This is a genomic window from Modestobacter sp. DSM 44400, from assembly GCF_900107175.1.
Classification (GTDB): Bacteria; Actinomycetota; Actinomycetes; order Mycobacteriales; family Geodermatophilaceae; genus Modestobacter.
Genome location: NZ_FNOZ01000003.1, coordinates 159,167 through 176,210, shown reverse-complemented (window position 1 = coordinate 176,210; position 17,044 = coordinate 159,167). Strand labels below are relative to the sequence as shown.

Sequence of the window (17,044 nt, the reverse complement as noted above, 5' to 3'; positions counted from 1 at the left end):
GGACTGGCGCAGCTGGGCCGTTACGTGCACGCCGCATGGCTCGCGCCATCAACCCGTTCCACACCCCTGAGGACGGCGACGTCCTCTGACCGTCAGCGCACCGACGACGGCCCCACGACCTCGACACGATCGCACTGGGCGTGCTGGCCACTGAGGTCGCCCGGCACGCCGTGCGGTGATCTCGGGCGAGACCAGCGTGGCTCAATCCCGGATGACCGCCAGGAAGCCGCTCGCCCACCGCGAGAAGACCAGGTCGGCGACGGCCCGGGGCGCCCCGGGTGGGTCGGCGAGCAGGCGCCGCGACTCGACGTCGGAATGGACGAGCCGCCGGTGCTGACCACGGGCGAGACAGGAACAAGCGACACACTGATCCACACCCTGCGACCCGGTTGCTGGCGCTCGCTACGGAGCGGTCTACGCGACCACGCGACCACGCAGGATCATCCGCTGCGGTCGCTGTAGCGAGTCAAGGTCCTTGCGCGGATCGGTCTCGTAGACCACCAAATCGGCCTCGGCGTCCTCCTCGATGCCGGGCAACCCCAGCCAGGTGCGCGCCGCCCAGGAGCCCGCGGCCAGCGCCGCCTCAGCGGGCAGGCCGGCCCGGTGCAGCGCCCGGACCTCGTCGGCGACCCGGCCGTGGTCGATGCCACCACCGGCGTCGGTCCCGGCGAAGACTGGGACGCCGGCCTCGTACGCCGCGCGCACCACCGCGCCGGACCCGGCGTACAGCCGCCGCATCGTCGAGGCGTACGCCGGGAACTTGCTCTCCCCCGCCGTCGCGAAGCCCGGGAAGTTCTCCACGTTGACCAGCGTCGGGACGACGGCCGTGCCGCGGGCGGCCATCTCCCCGACCAGTTCCTCGGTCAGGCCGGTGCCGTGCTCGATGCAGTCGATGCCGGCCCCGATGAGCCCGGGGAGCGCGTCGGTGCCGAAGGTGTGCGCCGTGACCCGGGCGCCCTCCGCGTGCGCCGCCGCGATCGCCTCGGCGAGCACGTCGGCCGGCCACTCCGGCGCCAGGTCCCCGACGCCGCGGTCGATCCAGTCGCCCACCAGCTTGACCCAGCCGTCACCGCGGCGGGCCTGCGTCCGCACGGCCTCCACCAGGTCGCCCGGCTCCATCTCGAGGGCAAGGCCGGGGATGTAGCGACGGGGGGCGGCGAGGTGCCGGCCGGCCCGGATGATCCGGGGCAGCTCCGGGTCGTCGTCCAGGGCGCGGGTGTCGACCGGCGACCCGCAGTCGCGCAGTGCCAGCACCCCGGCGGCCCGCTCGCTGAGCGCCTGCTCCCGCAGACCGGCCAGGGTCGGGACGCGCCCGCCGCCGCGGGAGATCCCGACGTGGCAGTGCGCGTCGACCAGCCCCGGGACGACGAAACCGTCGCGGCTGACCGTCTCGGCGCCCGGCACCGGTTCGAAGGTGATCCGCCCGCCGTGCACCCACAGGTCGCGGTCGTCGCCCTCGGGCAGCAGCACCCCGGCCAGGTGCAGGTCGGGCAGGTCCGGGGCGGGCAGGCCGGTCACCGGCCGGGCCGCTCGTCCCCGGGGGTGTCGAAGCGGAGCTTCGTCAGGTCCGGCAGTCCCTGCCCCGGCGGCAGGCCAGGCATCCCACCAGGCATCCCGCCCTCGGGGAATCCACCGCCAGGCATGCCGCCCGGGGCGCCGATCGGCCGGCGGGCCGGGCCGCCCTTGCCCTTCCCCTTGCCCTTCTTGCTGCTCTTGGCCTGCATCTGCCGGCCGCGCTGCTTCTTCGACATCGGGCCCATGCCGGGCAGGCCCATGCTGCCGGCCATCTGGCCCATCATCTTCTGGGCTTGGCCGAACCGCTCCAGCAGCTGGTTGACGTCGGTGACGCTGACACCCGAGCCGTTCGCGATCCGCACCCGGCGCGAGGCGTTGATGATTTTCGGGGTGACCCGCTCGGTCGGGGTCATCGACCGGATGATCGCCGCAGTCCGGTCCAGGTCGCGGTCGTCGACCTGCTTGAGCTGCTCCTTCATCGCACCCGCCCCCGGGAGCATGCCGAGCAGGTTGGCGATCGGCCCCATCTTGCGGATGGTCAGCATCTGCTCGAGGAAGTCCTCGAGGGTGAAGCCCTGCCGGGAAGCGAGCTTGTTCGCCATCGCCTCGGCCTGGTCGGCGTCGAACGCCTGCTCGGCCTGCTCGATGAGGGTGAGCACGTCGCCCATCCCCAGAATGCGCGAGGCCATCCGCTCGGGGTGGAAGACGTCGAAGTCGGCGAGCTTCTCACCGGTGGAAGCGAACATGATCGGCTGGCCGGTCACGTGCCGCACCGACAGCGCGGCACCGCCGCGGGCGTCGCCGTCGAGCTTGGTCAGGACGACGCCGGTGAAGCCGACGCCTTCCTGGAACGCCGTCGCCGTGGTGACGGCATCCTGGCCGATCATCGCGTCGACCACGAACAGCGTCTCGTCGGGATGCACGGCGTCACGGATGCCGGCGGCCTGGGCCATCAGCTCCGCGTCGATGCCCAGCCGGCCGGCGGTGTCGACGACGACGACGTCGTGCATGGTGCGGCGGGCGTGGTCGATGGACGCCGCGGCCACCGCGATCGGGTCGCCGACGCCGTTGCCCGGCTCAGGGGCGAAGACGTCGACCCCGGCCTGCCCGGCGACGACCGACAGCTGCTGGACGGCGTTGGGGCGCTGCAGGTCGGCGGCCACCAGCAGTGGCGTGTGGCCCTGGGACTTCAGCCAGCGGCCCAGCTTGCCGGCCAGCGTGGTCTTGCCGGCGCCCTGCAGCCCGGCGAGCATGATCACCGTCGGCGCCGTCTTGGCGTACCGGATCCGCCGGGTCTCCCCGCCGAGGATGCCGACCAGCTCCTCATTGACGATCTTGATGATCTGCTGCGCCGGGTTCAGCGCCTGCGAGACCTCCGCCCCCCGGGCGCGCTCCTTGACCGCCGCGATGAACGAGCGGACGACGGGCAGCGCGACGTCGGCCTCGAGCAGCGCGATGCGGAGCTCCCGCGCCGTGGCGTCGATGTCCTCGTCGGAGAGCCGGCCCTTGCCGCGCAGACCGGTGAAGACCTTGTCCAGGCGGTCGGAGAGGGTCTCGAACACAACACGTCCTCAAACAGTCAGGCGTGCAGCCGCCGGCCGGCCTGCCGGGCGGAGCCGGCAACCGGGCAGCACGGCTCGGGCTCCCGGGGCCACCCCGGGGCCGTCACGCCACCATCCCCAGCGTAATGGCTCCTCTGCAGGGGCCCGCCGCGAAGGGAAGGACCCGCTCCTCCCCGACCCTCGCACGCTCGGGCCGGGCCCCAGGAGCGGGCCGGGGCAGAGAGGTCCTTCTTCAGGCGGCGCGGTGCCAGACCTCGGCCGCGGCCGGTGCGATGTCGCCGCTGATCATCGCCGTGCCGCAGTGGACGCACGCCCACTCTGGGCACTCCCCGCCGTCCTCGGTGTGCCCGTCGATGCAGGTCGGCTGCTCGAACTCGGTGTCCTGCCCACAGGTGGGGCAGGGCCACGTCGGGTGCTCCACGACACGTCCCCCTTGTCCGCGATCAGCTCGGCGGGGCGCTCCCCACCGGCTGCCGTCCACGGTGGCACGGGGGTACGACGGATTCGGAGACCTCAGCCCGGCGTGTCGGCCTTGCCCTCCGCGGCCAGGTCTGGTGCGACCCCGCGGGCGGCGGCGGTCAGCGCCACCTCGACCCGCCGTCGCCGCTCCGCATCCATCCCCGTGCCCCCCGGATCGCAGACGTAGAAGGAGTCCAGCGCGTCAGCACCCAGCGTCTCGATCCGGGCCGAGGTGACGTCCAGTCCCTCGTCGGCGAGCGCGGTGGTGAGCTGGTAGAGCAGCCCGGCCCGGTCGCCGGCGCGCACCTCGACGATGGTGCTGGCCGCGTCGGCCACCTCCGCATCGTGCCAGGAGACCCGCGGCGCAGCCGACCGTGCGCCGTCCTGGCGGTAGTCGACCTCCCGCTGCCGCAGCCGCTCCGCCAGCGGCAACGTGCCTTCCAGCGCAGCCCGCAGACCGTCGGCGAGGATCTCGGGCACCGGTGCCCGGCCGAACCGCGGCCGGACGGCGAAGATCGACGTGGCCCGCCCGTCCGCGACGGAGATGCTCGCGGCCCGGACGTCGAGCTGGTTGAGCGCCAGCACCCCCGCGCAGCGGCTGAACAGGCCGGGCCGGTCGGGGGCCCCGAAGGTGACCTGCTGCCCGTCGGCAACGTTCTGCACCCCGACGGTGACCGTTCCACCGCTCCCCGGCACCCCCGGCGTGGATGCAGTGACCTGCGGCTCGGTCGGTTCGAGCACCGGCCCGGGCGCCGGCGCGGCGACCAGGTGCGCGTGCACCCGGGCCACCAGCGCCGCGACCAGGTGCGCCTTCCACGGCGACCACGCCGACGTGCTGGTGGCGGCGCCGTCGGCCTGGGCCAGCGCGTGCAACAGCTGCAGCAGCCCCGGGTCCCCGCCGATGGTGGCGGCGACCCGCTCGATGGTCGCCGGGTCGTCGATGTCGCGCCGGATGGCGGTCGCCGGCAGCAGCAGGTGGTGGCGCACCAGCGCGGCCAGCACCGCGACGTCGGGCGGGGAGAAGCCCATCCGGGCGGCCATCTCCGCGGCGATGACCTCCCCGACGACGCTGTGGTCGCCGGACCACCCCTTGCCGATGTCGTGCAGCAGGGCCCCGACCAGCAGCAGGTCGGGCCGGTCGACGTCGCGGGTCAGCTCCGCCGCCGCAGCCGCGGCCTCGACCAGGTGCCGGTCGACGGTGAACCGGTGCCACGGATGGCGCTGGGGCAGCGAGCGCACCCGGTCCCACTCGGGGAGCATCCGGGACAGCAGCCCCTCCTGGTCCAGCTGCTCCAGAACCGGCACCGCACTGCGCCCGCTGGCCAGCAGCCGCAGGAAGGACCAGCGGACCTCCGGCGGCCACGGCTCGGGCAGCGGCGGAGCGTGCGCGGCCAGCACCTTGAGCGTGTAGGGCGACAGCAGCAGGTCGGCCCGGGCGGCCGCGGCGGCGCCGCGCAGCACCAGCCCGGATCGACGGCCGGACGCGCGTCGCGGGCGAGCACGACCTCGTCGCCCTGCCGCACCAGCCCCTCGGCGAGCGGCTCGCGGCGGACCCGGCGGTAGCGCGAGCGGGGACGGCGCACCATCGCGGCATCCACCCGGCGCCAGGTCTCGTCGGCGACGAAGGCGAGCCGCCGTCCGGCCAGGCTGACCTGGCGCAGCAGGACGTCGTCGTCGGCCATCCCGAGCGCCTCGGCGACCGGGCGCTGCGCCTGCCGGACGAGGGCGTCGCCGGCCCGGCCGTTGGACCGGCGCAGGGCGTCCCGGACGTCGAGCAGGAAGGCGTAGGCCTCCCCCGCATCGGCCGGCGGCTCGTCGGCCAACTGGGCCGCGGCCAGCGCCCGCAGCACCTGCCCCTCCCGCAGCCCGCCGTAGGCCTCCTTGAGGTCAGGCTCCAACAGGAAGCCCAGCTCGCCGACCTGCCGGCCCCGGGTGCGCCGCAGGTCGCGCAGCTGCGGCAGCAGCTCGTTCGCGTGCTGGCGCCAGGAGGACAGCGTGGCGCTGCGCAGGGTCGCGGCGAGTGCGGCGTCGCCGGCGACCAGCCGGACGTCGAGCAGACCGAGGCCGGCCTTGACGTCTCCCGCGGCGACCGACACCGCTTCCCCGACGGTGCGCACCGAGTGGTCCAGCCGCAGGCCGGCGTCCCAGATCGGGTACCAGAGTGCGTCGGCGATCGCCCCGATCCCGGCGCGGCCATCGTGCACCAGGACCAGGTCCAGGTCCCCGTGCGGCGGTAGCTCCCGGCGTCCGAGGCTGCCCACGGCCACCAGCGCCACCCCCGTGTCGTCCGGGACGGAGGCCGCACCACGGCGCGGCGCGGGCCGCGGCGTGCCGGCCACCGCCTCGGTCAGCAGACCGGTCAGCCAGCTCTCGAGCACCGCCCCCCGTTCAGTGCGGCTCAGGCCTGGCAGTACGTCGGTGTCGAGCACGGTTGCCATTCCCCGGAGGTCAGAGCGCGTCGGCGCCACGTTCGCCGGTGCGGACCCGGACGATCTCGTCGATCGTGGTGACCCACACCTTGCCGTCGCCGATCTGGCCGGTGGAGGCCGACTCGACCACGGCGTCGACCACCCGGGCGGCGTCCGTCTCGCTGACGACGACCTCGATGCGCACCTTGGGGACGAAGTCCACCTGGTACTCCGCACCGCGGTAGACCTCGGTGTGCCCACGCTGCCGGCCGAAACCCTGGACCTCTGAGACTGTGAGCCCGGCGATGCCGATCAGCTCGAGGGCGTTCTTGACGTCGTCGAGCTTGAATGGCTTGACGATCGCGGTGACGAGCTTCATGCCCGGGTCGCTCCTTCGGTGTGACGGGCCGTGTCCTGGGACGGAGGGCGCGCCTGGCCGACCAGTGTGGCGCCACCGCTCCCGCCGAGGGAGGCGAAGTCGTAGGCGGTCTCAGCGTGCACGACGCTGTCGATGCCGCTGACCTCCTCCTCCTCGGTGATGCGGAAGCCGATGGTCTTCTGGATGAGGGACCCGATGGCCAGCGTGAGGACGAACGAGTACACCAGGACGGCGAGCGCCCCGACGACCTGGCGCCACAACTGGTCGAGGCCGCCGCCGTAGAAGAGCCCGTCCACGCCGGCCGTCGTGGCCGCGGAGGCAAAGAAGCCGACTGCAATCGTGCCCCAGAGCCCACCGATCAGGTGGACGCCGACGACGTCGAGGGAGTCGTCGTAGCCGAGCTTGTACTTCAGGCCCACGGCCAGGGCGCAGAGGACGCCGGCGACCAGGCCAACGACGATCGCGCCCAGCGGCGTGACCGAGGAACAGAACGGGGTGATGGCGACCAGCCCGGCGACAACCCCGGAGGCCGCACCGAGTGAGGTGGCGTGCCCGTCGCGGATTTTCTCCGTCAGCAGCCAGCCCAGCGCCGCGGCACCGGTCGCGACCAGGGTGGTGACGAACACCTCCGCGGCCTGGCCGTTGGCCGACAGGGCGGAACCGGCGTTGAAGCCGAACCAGCCGAACCAGAGCAGGCCGGCGCCGATCATCACCAGCGGCAGGTTGTGCGGGCGCATCGGGTCCCGCCCGAAGCCGCGGCGCTTGCCGAGGACCAGGGCGAGGGCGAGGCCGGCCGCACCGGCGTTGATGTGCACCGCGGTGCCGCCGGCGAAGTCGATGGCCAGCAGCTTGTTCGCGATCCAGCCGCCGGTCTCGGACTGCGCGCCGTCGAAGGCGAAGACCCAGTGCGCAACAGGGAAGTAGACGATCGTCGCCCAGACACCGGCGAAGAGCATCCACGGGCCGAAGCGGGCCCGGTCGGCGATCGCACCGGAGATCAGGGCGACGGTGATGATGGCGAAGACGGCCTGGAAGGCGACGAAGGCCATCGAGGGGATGGTGGCGACCAGGTGGGTGGCGGCGAAGCCGCCCTCGATGCCCTCGGTCCCGAGCAGGCCCTGCAGGCCGAAGAACTCGAGCGGGGCGCCCAGCAGGCCGCCGCCGACGTCGTTCCCGAAGGCCATCGAGTAGCCGTAGAGCACCCAGAGCACGCTGATCAGCGCGAGTGCCCCGAAGCTCATCATCATCATGTTCAGCACGCTCTTCGCGCGGACCATGCCGCCGTAGAAGAGTGCGAGACCCGGGGTCATCAGCAGCACCAGTGCGGCGCTGGCCAGGACCCAGGCGGTGTCGCCGGTGTCCACGGCAACCTCCTGAGGAGTCGGGAAGGCGCTGCCGGGGACGGCGACGCGGGGACAACCGTGCCGACACCGTGTTTCCGCAGGCGGCGCGGACGTGTTTCGCAGTGGTGAACTCACCACTGCGTGTCGGCCCCCGTGTTCCAGTCCTGTTGCGCGGCCCTCAGGGGCCTCAGTGACCCCTCAGCGGATCAGCCGACGATCGCCTCGGCGAACGCCTCCGGCTCGAACGGCGCGAGGTCGTCGGGGCCCTCGCCGAGGCCGATGAGCTTCACCGGGATGCCCAGCTCGCGCTGCACGGAGACGACGATCCCGCCCTTCGCGGTGCCGTCGAGCTTGGTCAGCACGATGCCGGTGACGTGCGCGGCCTCGGTGAACACCCGGGCCTGGACGATGCCGTTCTGGCCGGTGGTCGCGTCCAGCACCAGCAACACCTCGCTGACCGGTGCCTGCTTCTCCACCACTCGCTTGATCTTCCCCAGCTCGTCCATCAGCCCCGACTTGGTGTGCAGCCGGCCGGCGGTGTCGACCAGGACGGCGTCCACCTCGGCCTCGGCGCCGGTGCGCACCGCCTCGAAGGCCACCGATGCCGGGTCGCCGCCCTCCCTGCCACGCACGGTGAGCACGCCGACCCGCTCCCCCCAGGTCTCCAGCTGGTCGGCCGCCGCCGCGCGGAAGGTGTCGGCGGCACCCAGCAGCACGCTCTTGCCGTCGCCGACGAGCACCCGGGCAATCTTGCCCACCGTCGTCGTCTTGCCGGCGCCGTTCACCCCGACCACCAGGATGACGGCCGGCAGGCCATCGTGCCGGTCGGTGGCCAGCGTGCGGTCCAGGTCCGGCCCCAGGACGGCGGTCAGCTCCCGCACCACCAGTGACCGGAGGTCCGCACCGGAGGCGGTGGCCAGCACCAGGGTCTGGGTGCGCAGCCGCTGCACGATCTGGGTGGTCGCGGAGATGCCGACGTCGGCGGCCAGCAGCGTCTCCTCGACCTCTTCCCAGTCGTCCTCGGTGAGCTTCTCCCGGGCCAGCACCGTGAGCAGGCCGCGACCGAGCGAGGACTGGGACCGGGCCAGCCGGGAGCGCAGCCGCACCAGCCGGCCGGCCGAGGGCAGTGGGGTCTCGAAGACCAGCCCCGGCTCCGGCTCGGCCGGCGGCAGCTCCACCGGTGCCTCGGGCGGGGCGGGTGGCCCGGTGTAGAGGTCCGCGGCCGTCGCTCCTCCGAGGGCGGGCGGCGGTGCGCTGTCCGTTGTCGGCTGCGGTGGCCGCGGCCGGGTCAGCGTCGTGCCCGCCGCGTCGTCGGCGTCCAGCCGGGTGGTCCGGCGTCCCCGGCCGACTAGCAGGCTGACCCCGACGAGCAGGGCCACCACGAGGATCGCGATCGCGATCAGCACGAACTCCATGCCGCCAGTCTCCCAGCCCCTGCACGTCCCCGGCCGGGCACCGTCGCACCCGGTGGCCCCGTGGATCGGGCAGGCTGTCGGACATGCCCGAGACCCCCGGCACCCGGCCCCTTCTGCTCCTCGGCCCCGCGCTGCGCCACGTCGACCCCGTCTCGGCCACCATCTGGGTGGAAACCGACCGGCCGTGCGAGGTCACCGTGCTCGGCCGCAGTGCCCGCACGTTCTGCGTGCACGGCCACCACTACGCCCTGGTCGTCGTCGAGGACCTGGAGCCCGGCAGCACCACGCCCTACGAGGTGCACCTGGACGGGCAACCGGTCTGGCCGCAGCCGCACTCGGCCCTCCCGCCCAGCCGCATCCGCACCGTCGGTCGCCCGGGGCCCTTCCGGATCGCCTTCGGCTCGTGCCGCTACGCCACGCCCACCACGGTCGACGTGCGCGACGGCATCCCGCCGGACGCGCTGGACAGCTACGCCCGGCAGATCTCCGACACCCCCGAGGGCGAGTGGCCCGACGCCCTGGTCCTGCTGGGCGACCAGGTCTACGCCGACGAGGTGGCGCCGGGGACGGAGAACTGGCTGGCGCTGCGCCGCGACCTGGAGCCGGGCACCGACGCCCAGGCCTCGGACTTCGAGGAGTACACCCGGCTCTACGCGGAGTCCTGGGGCGACCCGCAGGTGCGCTGGCTGATGTCGACCATCCCGTCCTCGATGGTCTTCGACGACCACGAGATGATCGACGACTGGAACACCTCGGCGACCTGGCGCGCGCAGGTGACGCCGACCGACTGGTGGAAGAAGCGCATCTGCGGCGGCCTGACCAGCTACTGGGTCTACCAGCACCTGGGCAACCTGTCCCCGCACGAGTTGTCGCAGAATGTGACCTGGCAGGCGATCAGCACCCGGGACGACGGGTCCGACGACGCCGGCCCGATGCTGGACGAGATGGCCCGGGCCGCCGACGAGGAGCCGGAGTCGGTGCGCTGGAGCTACGTGCGGCACTGGGGCTCCGCCCGGTTGATCATGGTCGACAGCCGGGCCGGCCGGGTGCTGACCGAGAACGACCGAAAGATGCTCGACGACGACGAGTTCGCCTGGATCGACGCCGCGGTCCAGCGCTCGGTCGAGGACGGCGTGGATCACCTGCTCATCGGCACCTCGCTGCCCTGGCTGCTGCCACACGCCGTCCACCACATCGAGCGCTGGAACGAGACGCTCGCCGCCCGGCACGCCGGCCGGCCGCTGGGGAAGCTGGCCGAGAAGCTGCGCCAGGCCGCCGACCTCGAGCACTGGGCCGCCTTCGGGCAGTCCTTCGAGCGGCTGGGCCGCACCCTGGTCGCCGCCGCCCGCGGCGACTTCGGCGCGGCACCGGCCACCGCCCTGGTGCTCTCCGGCGACGTCCACCACGCCTACGCCGCCGAGCTGGTGCGGCCCGGTGGGCTGCGTAGCAGGGTGCACCAACTCACCGTCTCCCCGCTGCACAACCAGGCTCCGCACGCCATCGAGATCGGCTTCAAGGTCGGCTGGAGCCGATGGGCCCGGGCGATCACCCGGGGCATCGGCGGGCTCGCCCGGGTGGGCACGTCCCAGCTGCGGTGGGAGAAGGAGGCGGGTCCGTTCTTCGGCAACGAACTGGGCGAGCTGGTGCTCGAGGGCCGCAATGCCCGGTTCCGGCTGTTCGCCACCAGCCGGGACGACGACGGGCGCCCGCACTTCGACCAGGTGCTGGACGCCGAGCTGTCGTAACCCGCCCGCCAGGCCCGGCCGCCGTCCCGGTTCGCCTGGTGACGTTCAACGTTCACCACGGCGTGGGCGACGACGGCCGGCACGACCTGGCCCGGGTGGCCCAGCTGCTGGCCTCGACCGACGCCGACGTGATCTGCCTTCAGGAGGTCGACCGGCACTTCGGGCCGCGCAGCGAGGGGGTCGACCAGGCGCTGCTGTTGGCTCGGGCGCTGGACATGGGGCTGGCCTGGGGCCCGGCGATCGACCGGCCGGGCACGCCCGAGCGCCGGCAGTACGGCAACGCGCTGCTGTCCCGACTGCCCGTCCTGGACCGCGCCGTGCACCTGTTGCCCGGCGGCGGGGAGCCGCGCAGCGCCCTGCGCGTCCGGGTGCGGCTGAACGGCTGCGCGCTGTGGGTGACCACCACCCACCTGAGCTCCCGGTCGGCGGCCGACCGGGCCGCCCAGGCCGCGGCGGTCGTGGAGTTGCACACCGGACCCGGCGAGGCCGGCGTGGTGGCCGGTGACCTCAACGCCGACGCCGGTGCCCCGGAGCTCGACGCACTGCGCCAGCGGTTCGCCGACGCCTGGCCCCTGGCTTCGGTGCGGGCCGACCAGGGCGGCCGGTGGTCGCTGCACCGCGACGAGGGCCGCACGCACCCCGCCCGCCGTCCGCACGTCCGGATCGACCAGGTCTGGGTGTCGGCGGGCGTGACCGTTCCCGCGGCCCAGGTGCTCGACGGCTCGGCGTGCTCCGATCACCATCCGTTGCTGGTCGACCTCGGGGTCCGCTCCGGCGTCTGACCCTGCCGGTCGGCTCCGGCCAGCACCGTCAGGTGCCGGTGCACCGCGGCGGTCGTCCGTTCGAGCTCGCCGGTGGCGAGCAGGTCGAGCAGTCCGCCGCGCAGCACGGCCAGGGCGAGCGTCCGTTCCGCTCGTCCGGTCGCGGTGTGCCGCTGGCTGGGATCTTGCGCGCCGGCCAGCACGGCGAGCCAGTCCTCGACGGTGGCGAGGGCGAAGCCGGCCCACGGCCCCTCCGGATCGACCAGGGAGCGCGCGTACCCCTCGACCCACAGGGTCAGCAGGTCCCGGTGTCCCGGTGCCGCCAGCCAGGACCACACCTGTTCGGCGACCTCGGCCAGCCCGGCTCCGTTCCCGTCGTCCCGTCGGTCTCCCGTACGCAGCCGGGCGAGCAGGTCCAGTTCGTCGGTGCGGGCACGTACCAGCAGCGCCCGGACCAGGCCCTCCTTGCTCCCGAACAGGTAGAGCAGAACTCGAGGGCTCGATCCGATCGCGGCTGCGAGCGGCCGCAGCGACAGAGCGCCCAGCCCATGCTGCAGGACATAGCCGTAGGCAGCTTCGAGCAACTCCGTCTGTCGTGCCGATGGGGTTGCCTCCCGGTCCCGCATGCCGCCATGCTGGCACGACTGAAACAGTTGTGTCAGTTGGGCGCGCATTGAGCGAGGAACAGACATGGTGCAGTCGGGAGGTCAGGGTCTTCGACCCGCGGGCGGTCCTCCGCAGGTCGTGATCCGCCGGCTCGGACGGCCGGGCGACCTCGGCTGGGTGGTGATGGCGCACGGCGAGGTCTACGCCGAGCAGTTCGGCTGGGACACCAGCTTCGAAGCCCTGGTGGCCCGCATCGTGGCCGACTACGCCGGCGATGACGACCCGGCGAGGGAGGCCGCCTGGATCGCGGAGGTCGACGGCGAGCGCGCCGGGTGCGTCTTCTGCGTGACGGCGGACGAGGCGACCGCCCAGCTGCGGATTCTCCTTATCCATCCCGCTGCGCGCGGCCTCGGTGCCGGGGGCCTCCTCGTCGGCACGTGCCTGGACTTCGCCCGGGCGGCCGGCTACCGGCGCATGACCCTGTGGACCAATGACGCGCTGGCCTCGGCCCGCCGGATCTACGTGGCGGCCGGGTTCGAGCTCGTCGACGAGGAGCGCCACGCCAGCTTCGGACACGACCTCGTCGGGCAGAACTGGGCACGGGACCTGTAGGCCGCCGGATGGACGCGCCCGCGACCGCACCGGTCGCCGACATCGCCGGCCGGCGATGGATCGGCGCAGCGATCATGTTGAGCCTGGCGGCGACCGTGCTAGGACTGTCCCGGTTCGGCTACGGCGTCCTGCTGCCGGCGATGCGGGCGGAGCTGGGCTGGAGCTACGCCCAGGCCGGACTGCTGGAGACCGCCAACGCGGTCGGCTATCTGGCCGGCGCCCTGGGCCTCCCCGCGCTGTTGGCGCGCGTCGGGCTGACGACCACGCTGCGGAGCTGCGCCGCGGTGGCGACGATCAGCCTGCTCGGCTGTGCGGCCACCCCGGACCTGGCGCTGCTGCTCGCGTTGCGAGGGATCGGTGGGGCGGCCTCGGCCGCGCTCTTGGTCGCCGGAGCCCTGCTCGCAGCCAGGCTGGCGACCGCCACCGACGTAGCCGCCGGCCTGCTGATCCTGGCGACCGTGACCGCGTGCCTCCGACTCGCGCCGGACCGGCCCTGAGCCGAGAGGCGACGCCGCGAACGACGTGACGGCCTCGCTGCAGCCCTCGACGGGCTCAGGCGGTGCCCGCCGGCCTGACCCCGCGCCCCGATCCGCTCCCTCCTCGCAGAGCTCGGTCGATGCTCCCGTGGCTGTCGTCAGGCGACGTCGGGCTCCCGCAGCCGCTGGCTGATCACCCCGGTGATGCCGTCGCCACGCATGCTGACCCCGTAGAGGGCGTCGGCGATCTCCATCGTCCGCTTCTGGTGGGTGATGACGATCAGCTGCGAGGTGCCACGCAGCTGCTCGACGAGGGTGAGCAACCGGCCCAGGTTGACGTCGTCCAGGGCGGCCTCGATCTCGTCGAGCACGTAGAACGGCGAGGGCCGGGCCCGGAAGATGGCGACCAGCAGCGCGACGGCGGTCAGCGAGCGCTCCCCGCCGGACAGCAGCGACAGTCGCTTGACCTTCTTGCCCGGTGGCCGGGCCTCGACCTCGACGCCGGTGGTGAGCAGATCGTCGGGGTCGGTGAGGAAGATCCGCCCCTCCCCGCCCGGGAAGAGGGTGGCGAAGACCTCGGTGAATTCCCGCTGGGTGTCGGCGAACGCGGCGGCGAAGACGTCGTGGATGCGCGCGTCGACCTCGCGGACGACGGTCAGCAAGTCACGCCGGGTGGCCTTGAGGTCCTCCAGCTGAGTGGCCAGGAACGTGTGCCGCTCCTCCAGCGCCGCGAACTCCTCCAGGGCCAGGGGGTTCACGCTGCCCAGGGTGGCGAGGTCGCGCTCCGCGCGGGCCGCCCGCCGTTCCTGGGTGGCCCGGTCGTAGGGGACCGGCTGCGGCTCGGGGTCGCCAGCCGCCTCGGCGGCCGCGACCTGCGCCTGGGTGGGCGGCACCAGCGCGGCCGGGCCGTATTCGGCGACCAGGGTGGGCAGGTCGACGCCGTACTCCTCGGCGGCCCGCGCCTCCAGCGCCTCGATGCGCAGCCGCTGCTCGGCGCGGGCGACCTCGTCGCGGTGCACCTCGTCGGTGAGCCGGTCCAGCTCGGCGGTGTGTTCCCGCACCTGCGCCCGGACGACGAGCAGCTGCGCCTCCCGCCCGGTGCGGGCCTCGGCCAGGGCCTCCCGCTCGGCCTCGGCCCGGGCCAGCGAGGTCGCCAACGCGGTGAGCACGGCCTCGGCGCCGGCCTGGACGCCGGCGGCCACCCCGGCGCCACGCTCCCGGGCCACCCGGGCGGCGGCCGCCCGTTCCCGTGCCGCACGCTCGGCGCGGGCCTGCCTGCGCAGCGACTCGGCGCGCCCGGCCAGGGAGCGGGCACGCTCCTCGGCGGTGCGCACCGCCAGCCGGGCCTCGGTCTCGGCCTGCCGCGCGGCGCCGGCCGCGGCGCGCAGCCGGTCCCGCTCGTCGGGGGCCGGCTCGGCGTCCATCGGTGCGGCCTCGGCCTCGGCCAGCCGCTGCTCCCACTCGATCAGCCCCGCACCGGCCTGCTCCCATGCCTGCTCGGCCCGGACCCGCGCGGCGTCGGTCCGTTCGGCCTCGGCGACCGCGGACCGGGCCGCCGCCCCCAGCTCCGCCAGCTCGGTAGCCACCGCGGAACGCGCCCGGTCGCCGACCTGCCGGGCGGCCAACGCCGCCTCGACGTCGGCGGACCGGTCGGCGGCGGCCTGCCGAGCCTGGGCCAGCCGCTCGGCGAGGTCCTCGGCGCCGGCGGTCGCCTGGGTCAGCTCGGCGGCGGCCTCGTCGACGCGGGCCCGCAGCTCGAGCCCGGACGGTGCGTCGGGCTGGCCGCCGCGGGACCAGTCGGCGCCCAGCAGGTCCCCGTCGGCGGTGACCGCCCGGACCCGGGGGTGCGTGCGGAGCAGGGCGACCGCCGCGGGCAGGTCGGCGACGACGGCCACCCGCTCCAGCGCGCGGGCCAACGCAGGGGCGAGCTCGGGAGGAGCCGCCACCAGGTCCAGCGCCCAGCAGGCCCCGGCCGGCAGCTCCGGCCAGCCGTCCCGGGTCACCGGCGGCAGGCCGGCGGCGACCAGCAGCCCGACCCGGCCGCCGGCGCCGTCCTTGAGGTGGGTGAGCGCGTCCGCGGCCTCGGCGACCCCGGCGACGATGACGGCATCGGCCATGCCGCCCAGGGCCGCGGCGATCGCCACCTCGTCCCCGGTCCGGACGTGCAGGCACTCGGCGAGGGGGCCAAGCACCCCGGGCAGGTCGCCGGCCAGCACGACCGCGGCGCCGTCGGCCGGAGTCAGGCCCTGGGCGAGGGCGTCGCGGCGGGCCAGCCAGCCGGCCCGGTCCCGTTCGGCGGAGCGCTCGGCCGCGGCCAGCTCGGTCACCGCCCGGACGGCGGCGGTGTGCGCGGTGACCGCGTCGGCGTGCGCGGTGACCAGGCCGAGGTCGGAGTCGGCGGCGTCGTCCAGCGACCCGCGCCGCTCGACGAGCCGATCGGCGGCGGTCTCGGCGCGGTCGGCGGCCTCGGCGGCCGCGGCGGCCAGCCGCTCGATCTCCGCCTGCCCGGCGGCGGCCCGGGACCGGCCGGCGGCCACCTGACCGGAGAGCCGGGCGAGCTGCTCGCGCCGGTCGGCCAGCGCCCGGGCGGCGGCGACCAGCGCCCGTTCGGCGTCGGTGAGGGCCTGCTCGACCTCGGTGCGGGCGGTCACCGCGGCGGCCAGCCTGGACCGCTCGGCGGTGAGGTTGTCGGCCAGCTCGCGCTCGGTGGCCTCGATCCGGTCGGCCTCGGCGTCCAGGGCGTCGGGGTCCCGGCCGGGGGCACTGGCCGGGGCGACGGCGGTGAGGTGGCGGTGCCGTTCGCCGGCGAGCTGTCCGACACCGCGGAAGCGCTCGGCCAGGGTGGACAGCCGGTGCCAGGTGTCCTGGGCGGTGGCCAGCCGAGGGGCGTCGGCGGCGAGCTGGGTCTCCAGCGCCGACTCGGTGCCGGCCGCCGTCCCGAGGGCTGCCTCGACGGTGGCCCGGCGCGCCCGGGCCGCGTTCTCGTCGGCGACATCGGAGTCCAGGGCGTCGCGCAGCTGCACCAGGTCGTCGGCGAGCAGCCGCAGCCGGGCATCGCGCAGGTCCGCCTGCACCCCGGCGGCCCGGCGGGCCACCTCGGCCTGCTTGCCCAGCGGCTTGAGCTGGCGGCGCAGCTCGGCGGTCAGGTCGGCCAGCCGGTCGAGGTTGGCCTGCATCGCGTCGAGCTTGCGGAGCGCCTTCTCCTTGCGCTTGCGGTGCTTGAGGACGCCGGCCGCCTCCTCCACGAACGCACGCCGGTCCTCTGGGCGGCCGGACAGCACGGCGTCCAGCTGTCCCTGGCCGACGATGACGTGCATCTCCCGGCCGATGCCCGAGTCACTGAGCAGCTCCTGGACGTCGAGCAGCCGCACCTTGTCGCCGTTGATCTCGTACTCGCTCTCCCCGGAGCGGTACATGCGGCGGGTGATCGACACCTCGGTGTACGCGATTGGGAGCGCACCGTCGGTGTTGTCGATGGTCAGGGTCACCTCGGCCCGGCCGAGCGCCGGACGGCCGGCGGTGCCGGCGAAGATGACGTCTTCCATCTTGCCGCCGCGCAGGCTCTTGGCGCCCTGCTCGCCGAGGACCCAGGCGATGGCGTCGACGACGTTGGATTTGCCCGAACCGTTGGGGCCGACGACGGCGGTGATGCCAGGCTCCAGGCGCAACGTCGTGGCGGACGCGAAGGACTTGAAGCCCTTGAGCGTCAGGCTAGACAGATGCACAGGAGCACAATCTAGTCCAGCGGCTGCACTGCCGGCCC

General features: G+C 74.2%; 14 protein-coding genes. 4 read left to right on the top strand and 10 right to left on the bottom strand.

Annotated features, from left to right (window positions below; genetic code table 11):
* Positions 1 to 414: 414 nt before the first annotated feature.
* The 8 genes from BLW04_RS04115 to ftsY all read right to left on the bottom strand — a co-directional run bounded on the left by BLW04_RS04115 (position 415) and on the right by ftsY (position 9,081).
* Positions 415 to 1,518, bottom strand: a complete 1,104-nt coding sequence (locus tag BLW04_RS04115) for an amidohydrolase family protein (RefSeq protein WP_254781041.1) — start codon at positions 1,516 to 1,518, stop codon at positions 415 to 417.
* Positions 1,515 to 3,077 carry a signal recognition particle protein gene (gene ffh, locus BLW04_RS04110; protein ID WP_091537512.1) on the bottom strand — a complete coding sequence of 521 codons (1,563 nt, stop codon included), beginning with the start codon at positions 3,075 to 3,077 and terminating at the stop codon, positions 1,515 to 1,517. The genes BLW04_RS04115 and ffh overlap by 4 nt, the downstream gene beginning before the upstream one ends.
* A 232-nt stretch (positions 3,078 to 3,309) precedes the next feature.
* The gene (locus BLW04_RS04105) at positions 3,310 to 3,498 is read right to left on the bottom strand and encodes a hypothetical protein (RefSeq protein ID WP_091537511.1); all 189 of its coding nucleotides are present in this window, start codon (positions 3,496 to 3,498) and stop codon (positions 3,310 to 3,312) included.
* Positions 3,499 to 3,590: 92 nt separating this feature from the next.
* Positions 3,591 to 4,796 carry an ACT domain-containing protein gene (locus BLW04_RS28020; protein ID WP_254781044.1) on the bottom strand — a complete coding sequence of 402 codons (1,206 nt, stop codon included), beginning with the start codon at positions 4,794 to 4,796 and terminating at the stop codon, positions 3,591 to 3,593.
* Positions 4,688 to 5,974, bottom strand: coding sequence for a [protein-PII] uridylyltransferase family protein (locus BLW04_RS28015; RefSeq protein ID WP_254781040.1), 1,287 nt, complete (start codon positions 5,972 to 5,974; stop codon positions 4,688 to 4,690). The genes BLW04_RS28020 and BLW04_RS28015 overlap by 109 nt, the downstream gene beginning before the upstream one ends.
* A 10-nt stretch (positions 5,975 to 5,984) precedes the next feature.
* The gene (locus BLW04_RS04095; RefSeq protein ID WP_056288122.1) at positions 5,985 to 6,323 is read right to left on the bottom strand and encodes a P-II family nitrogen regulator; all 339 of its coding nucleotides are present in this window, start codon (positions 6,321 to 6,323) and stop codon (positions 5,985 to 5,987) included.
* On the bottom strand, positions 6,320 to 7,687 hold the full coding sequence (locus BLW04_RS04090; RefSeq protein ID WP_091537510.1) for an ammonium transporter: 1,368 nt from the start codon (positions 7,685 to 7,687) through the stop codon (positions 6,320 to 6,322). The genes BLW04_RS04095 and BLW04_RS04090 overlap by 4 nt, the downstream gene beginning before the upstream one ends.
* A gap of 185 nt (positions 7,688 to 7,872) precedes the next feature.
* Positions 7,873 to 9,081, bottom strand: coding sequence for a signal recognition particle-docking protein FtsY (ftsY, locus tag BLW04_RS04085; RefSeq protein ID WP_091537509.1), 1,209 nt, complete (start codon positions 9,079 to 9,081; stop codon positions 7,873 to 7,875).
* 83 nt (positions 9,082 to 9,164) lie between these two features.
* Between ftsY and BLW04_RS04080 the strand changes: the two genes are divergently transcribed.
* Together BLW04_RS04080 and BLW04_RS04075 are read left to right on the top strand one after the other, a co-directional pair.
* On the top strand, positions 9,165 to 10,826 hold the full coding sequence (locus BLW04_RS04080; protein ID WP_091537508.1) for an alkaline phosphatase D family protein: 1,662 nt from the start codon (positions 9,165 to 9,167) through the stop codon (positions 10,824 to 10,826).
* A 38-nt stretch (positions 10,827 to 10,864) separates the two neighbouring features.
* On the top strand, positions 10,865 to 11,608 hold the full coding sequence (locus BLW04_RS04075) for an endonuclease/exonuclease/phosphatase family protein (protein WP_254781039.1): 744 nt from the start codon (positions 10,865 to 10,867) through the stop codon (positions 11,606 to 11,608).
* On the opposite strand, the gene BLW04_RS04070 is transcribed toward BLW04_RS04075, so the two are convergent.
* On the bottom strand, positions 11,563 to 12,213 hold the full coding sequence (locus BLW04_RS04070; RefSeq protein WP_091537507.1) for a TetR family transcriptional regulator: 651 nt from the start codon (positions 12,211 to 12,213) through the stop codon (positions 11,563 to 11,565). The two genes, BLW04_RS04075 and BLW04_RS04070, sit on opposite strands and share 46 nt — an antisense overlap.
* Positions 12,214 to 12,277: 64 nt before the next feature.
* Here BLW04_RS04070 and BLW04_RS04065 point away from each other — a divergent pair, with 64 nt between their 5' ends.
* On the top strand, positions 12,278 to 12,805 hold the full coding sequence (locus BLW04_RS04065) for a GNAT family N-acetyltransferase (protein WP_091537506.1): 528 nt from the start codon (positions 12,278 to 12,280) through the stop codon (positions 12,803 to 12,805).
* A gap of 8 nt (positions 12,806 to 12,813) precedes the next feature.
* A complete protein-coding gene (locus BLW04_RS04060) occupies positions 12,814 to 13,302 on the top strand; it encodes a YbfB/YjiJ family MFS transporter (RefSeq protein WP_091537505.1) in 489 nt (162 codons plus the stop codon).
* 137 nt (positions 13,303 to 13,439) lie between these two features.
* Here BLW04_RS04060 and smc read toward each other — a convergent pair whose 3' ends face one another.
* A complete protein-coding gene (smc, locus tag BLW04_RS04055) occupies positions 13,440 to 17,006 on the bottom strand; it encodes a chromosome segregation protein SMC (protein ID WP_091537504.1) in 3,567 nt (1,188 codons plus the stop codon).
* Between the last annotated feature and the right edge of the window lie 38 nt (positions 17,007 to 17,044).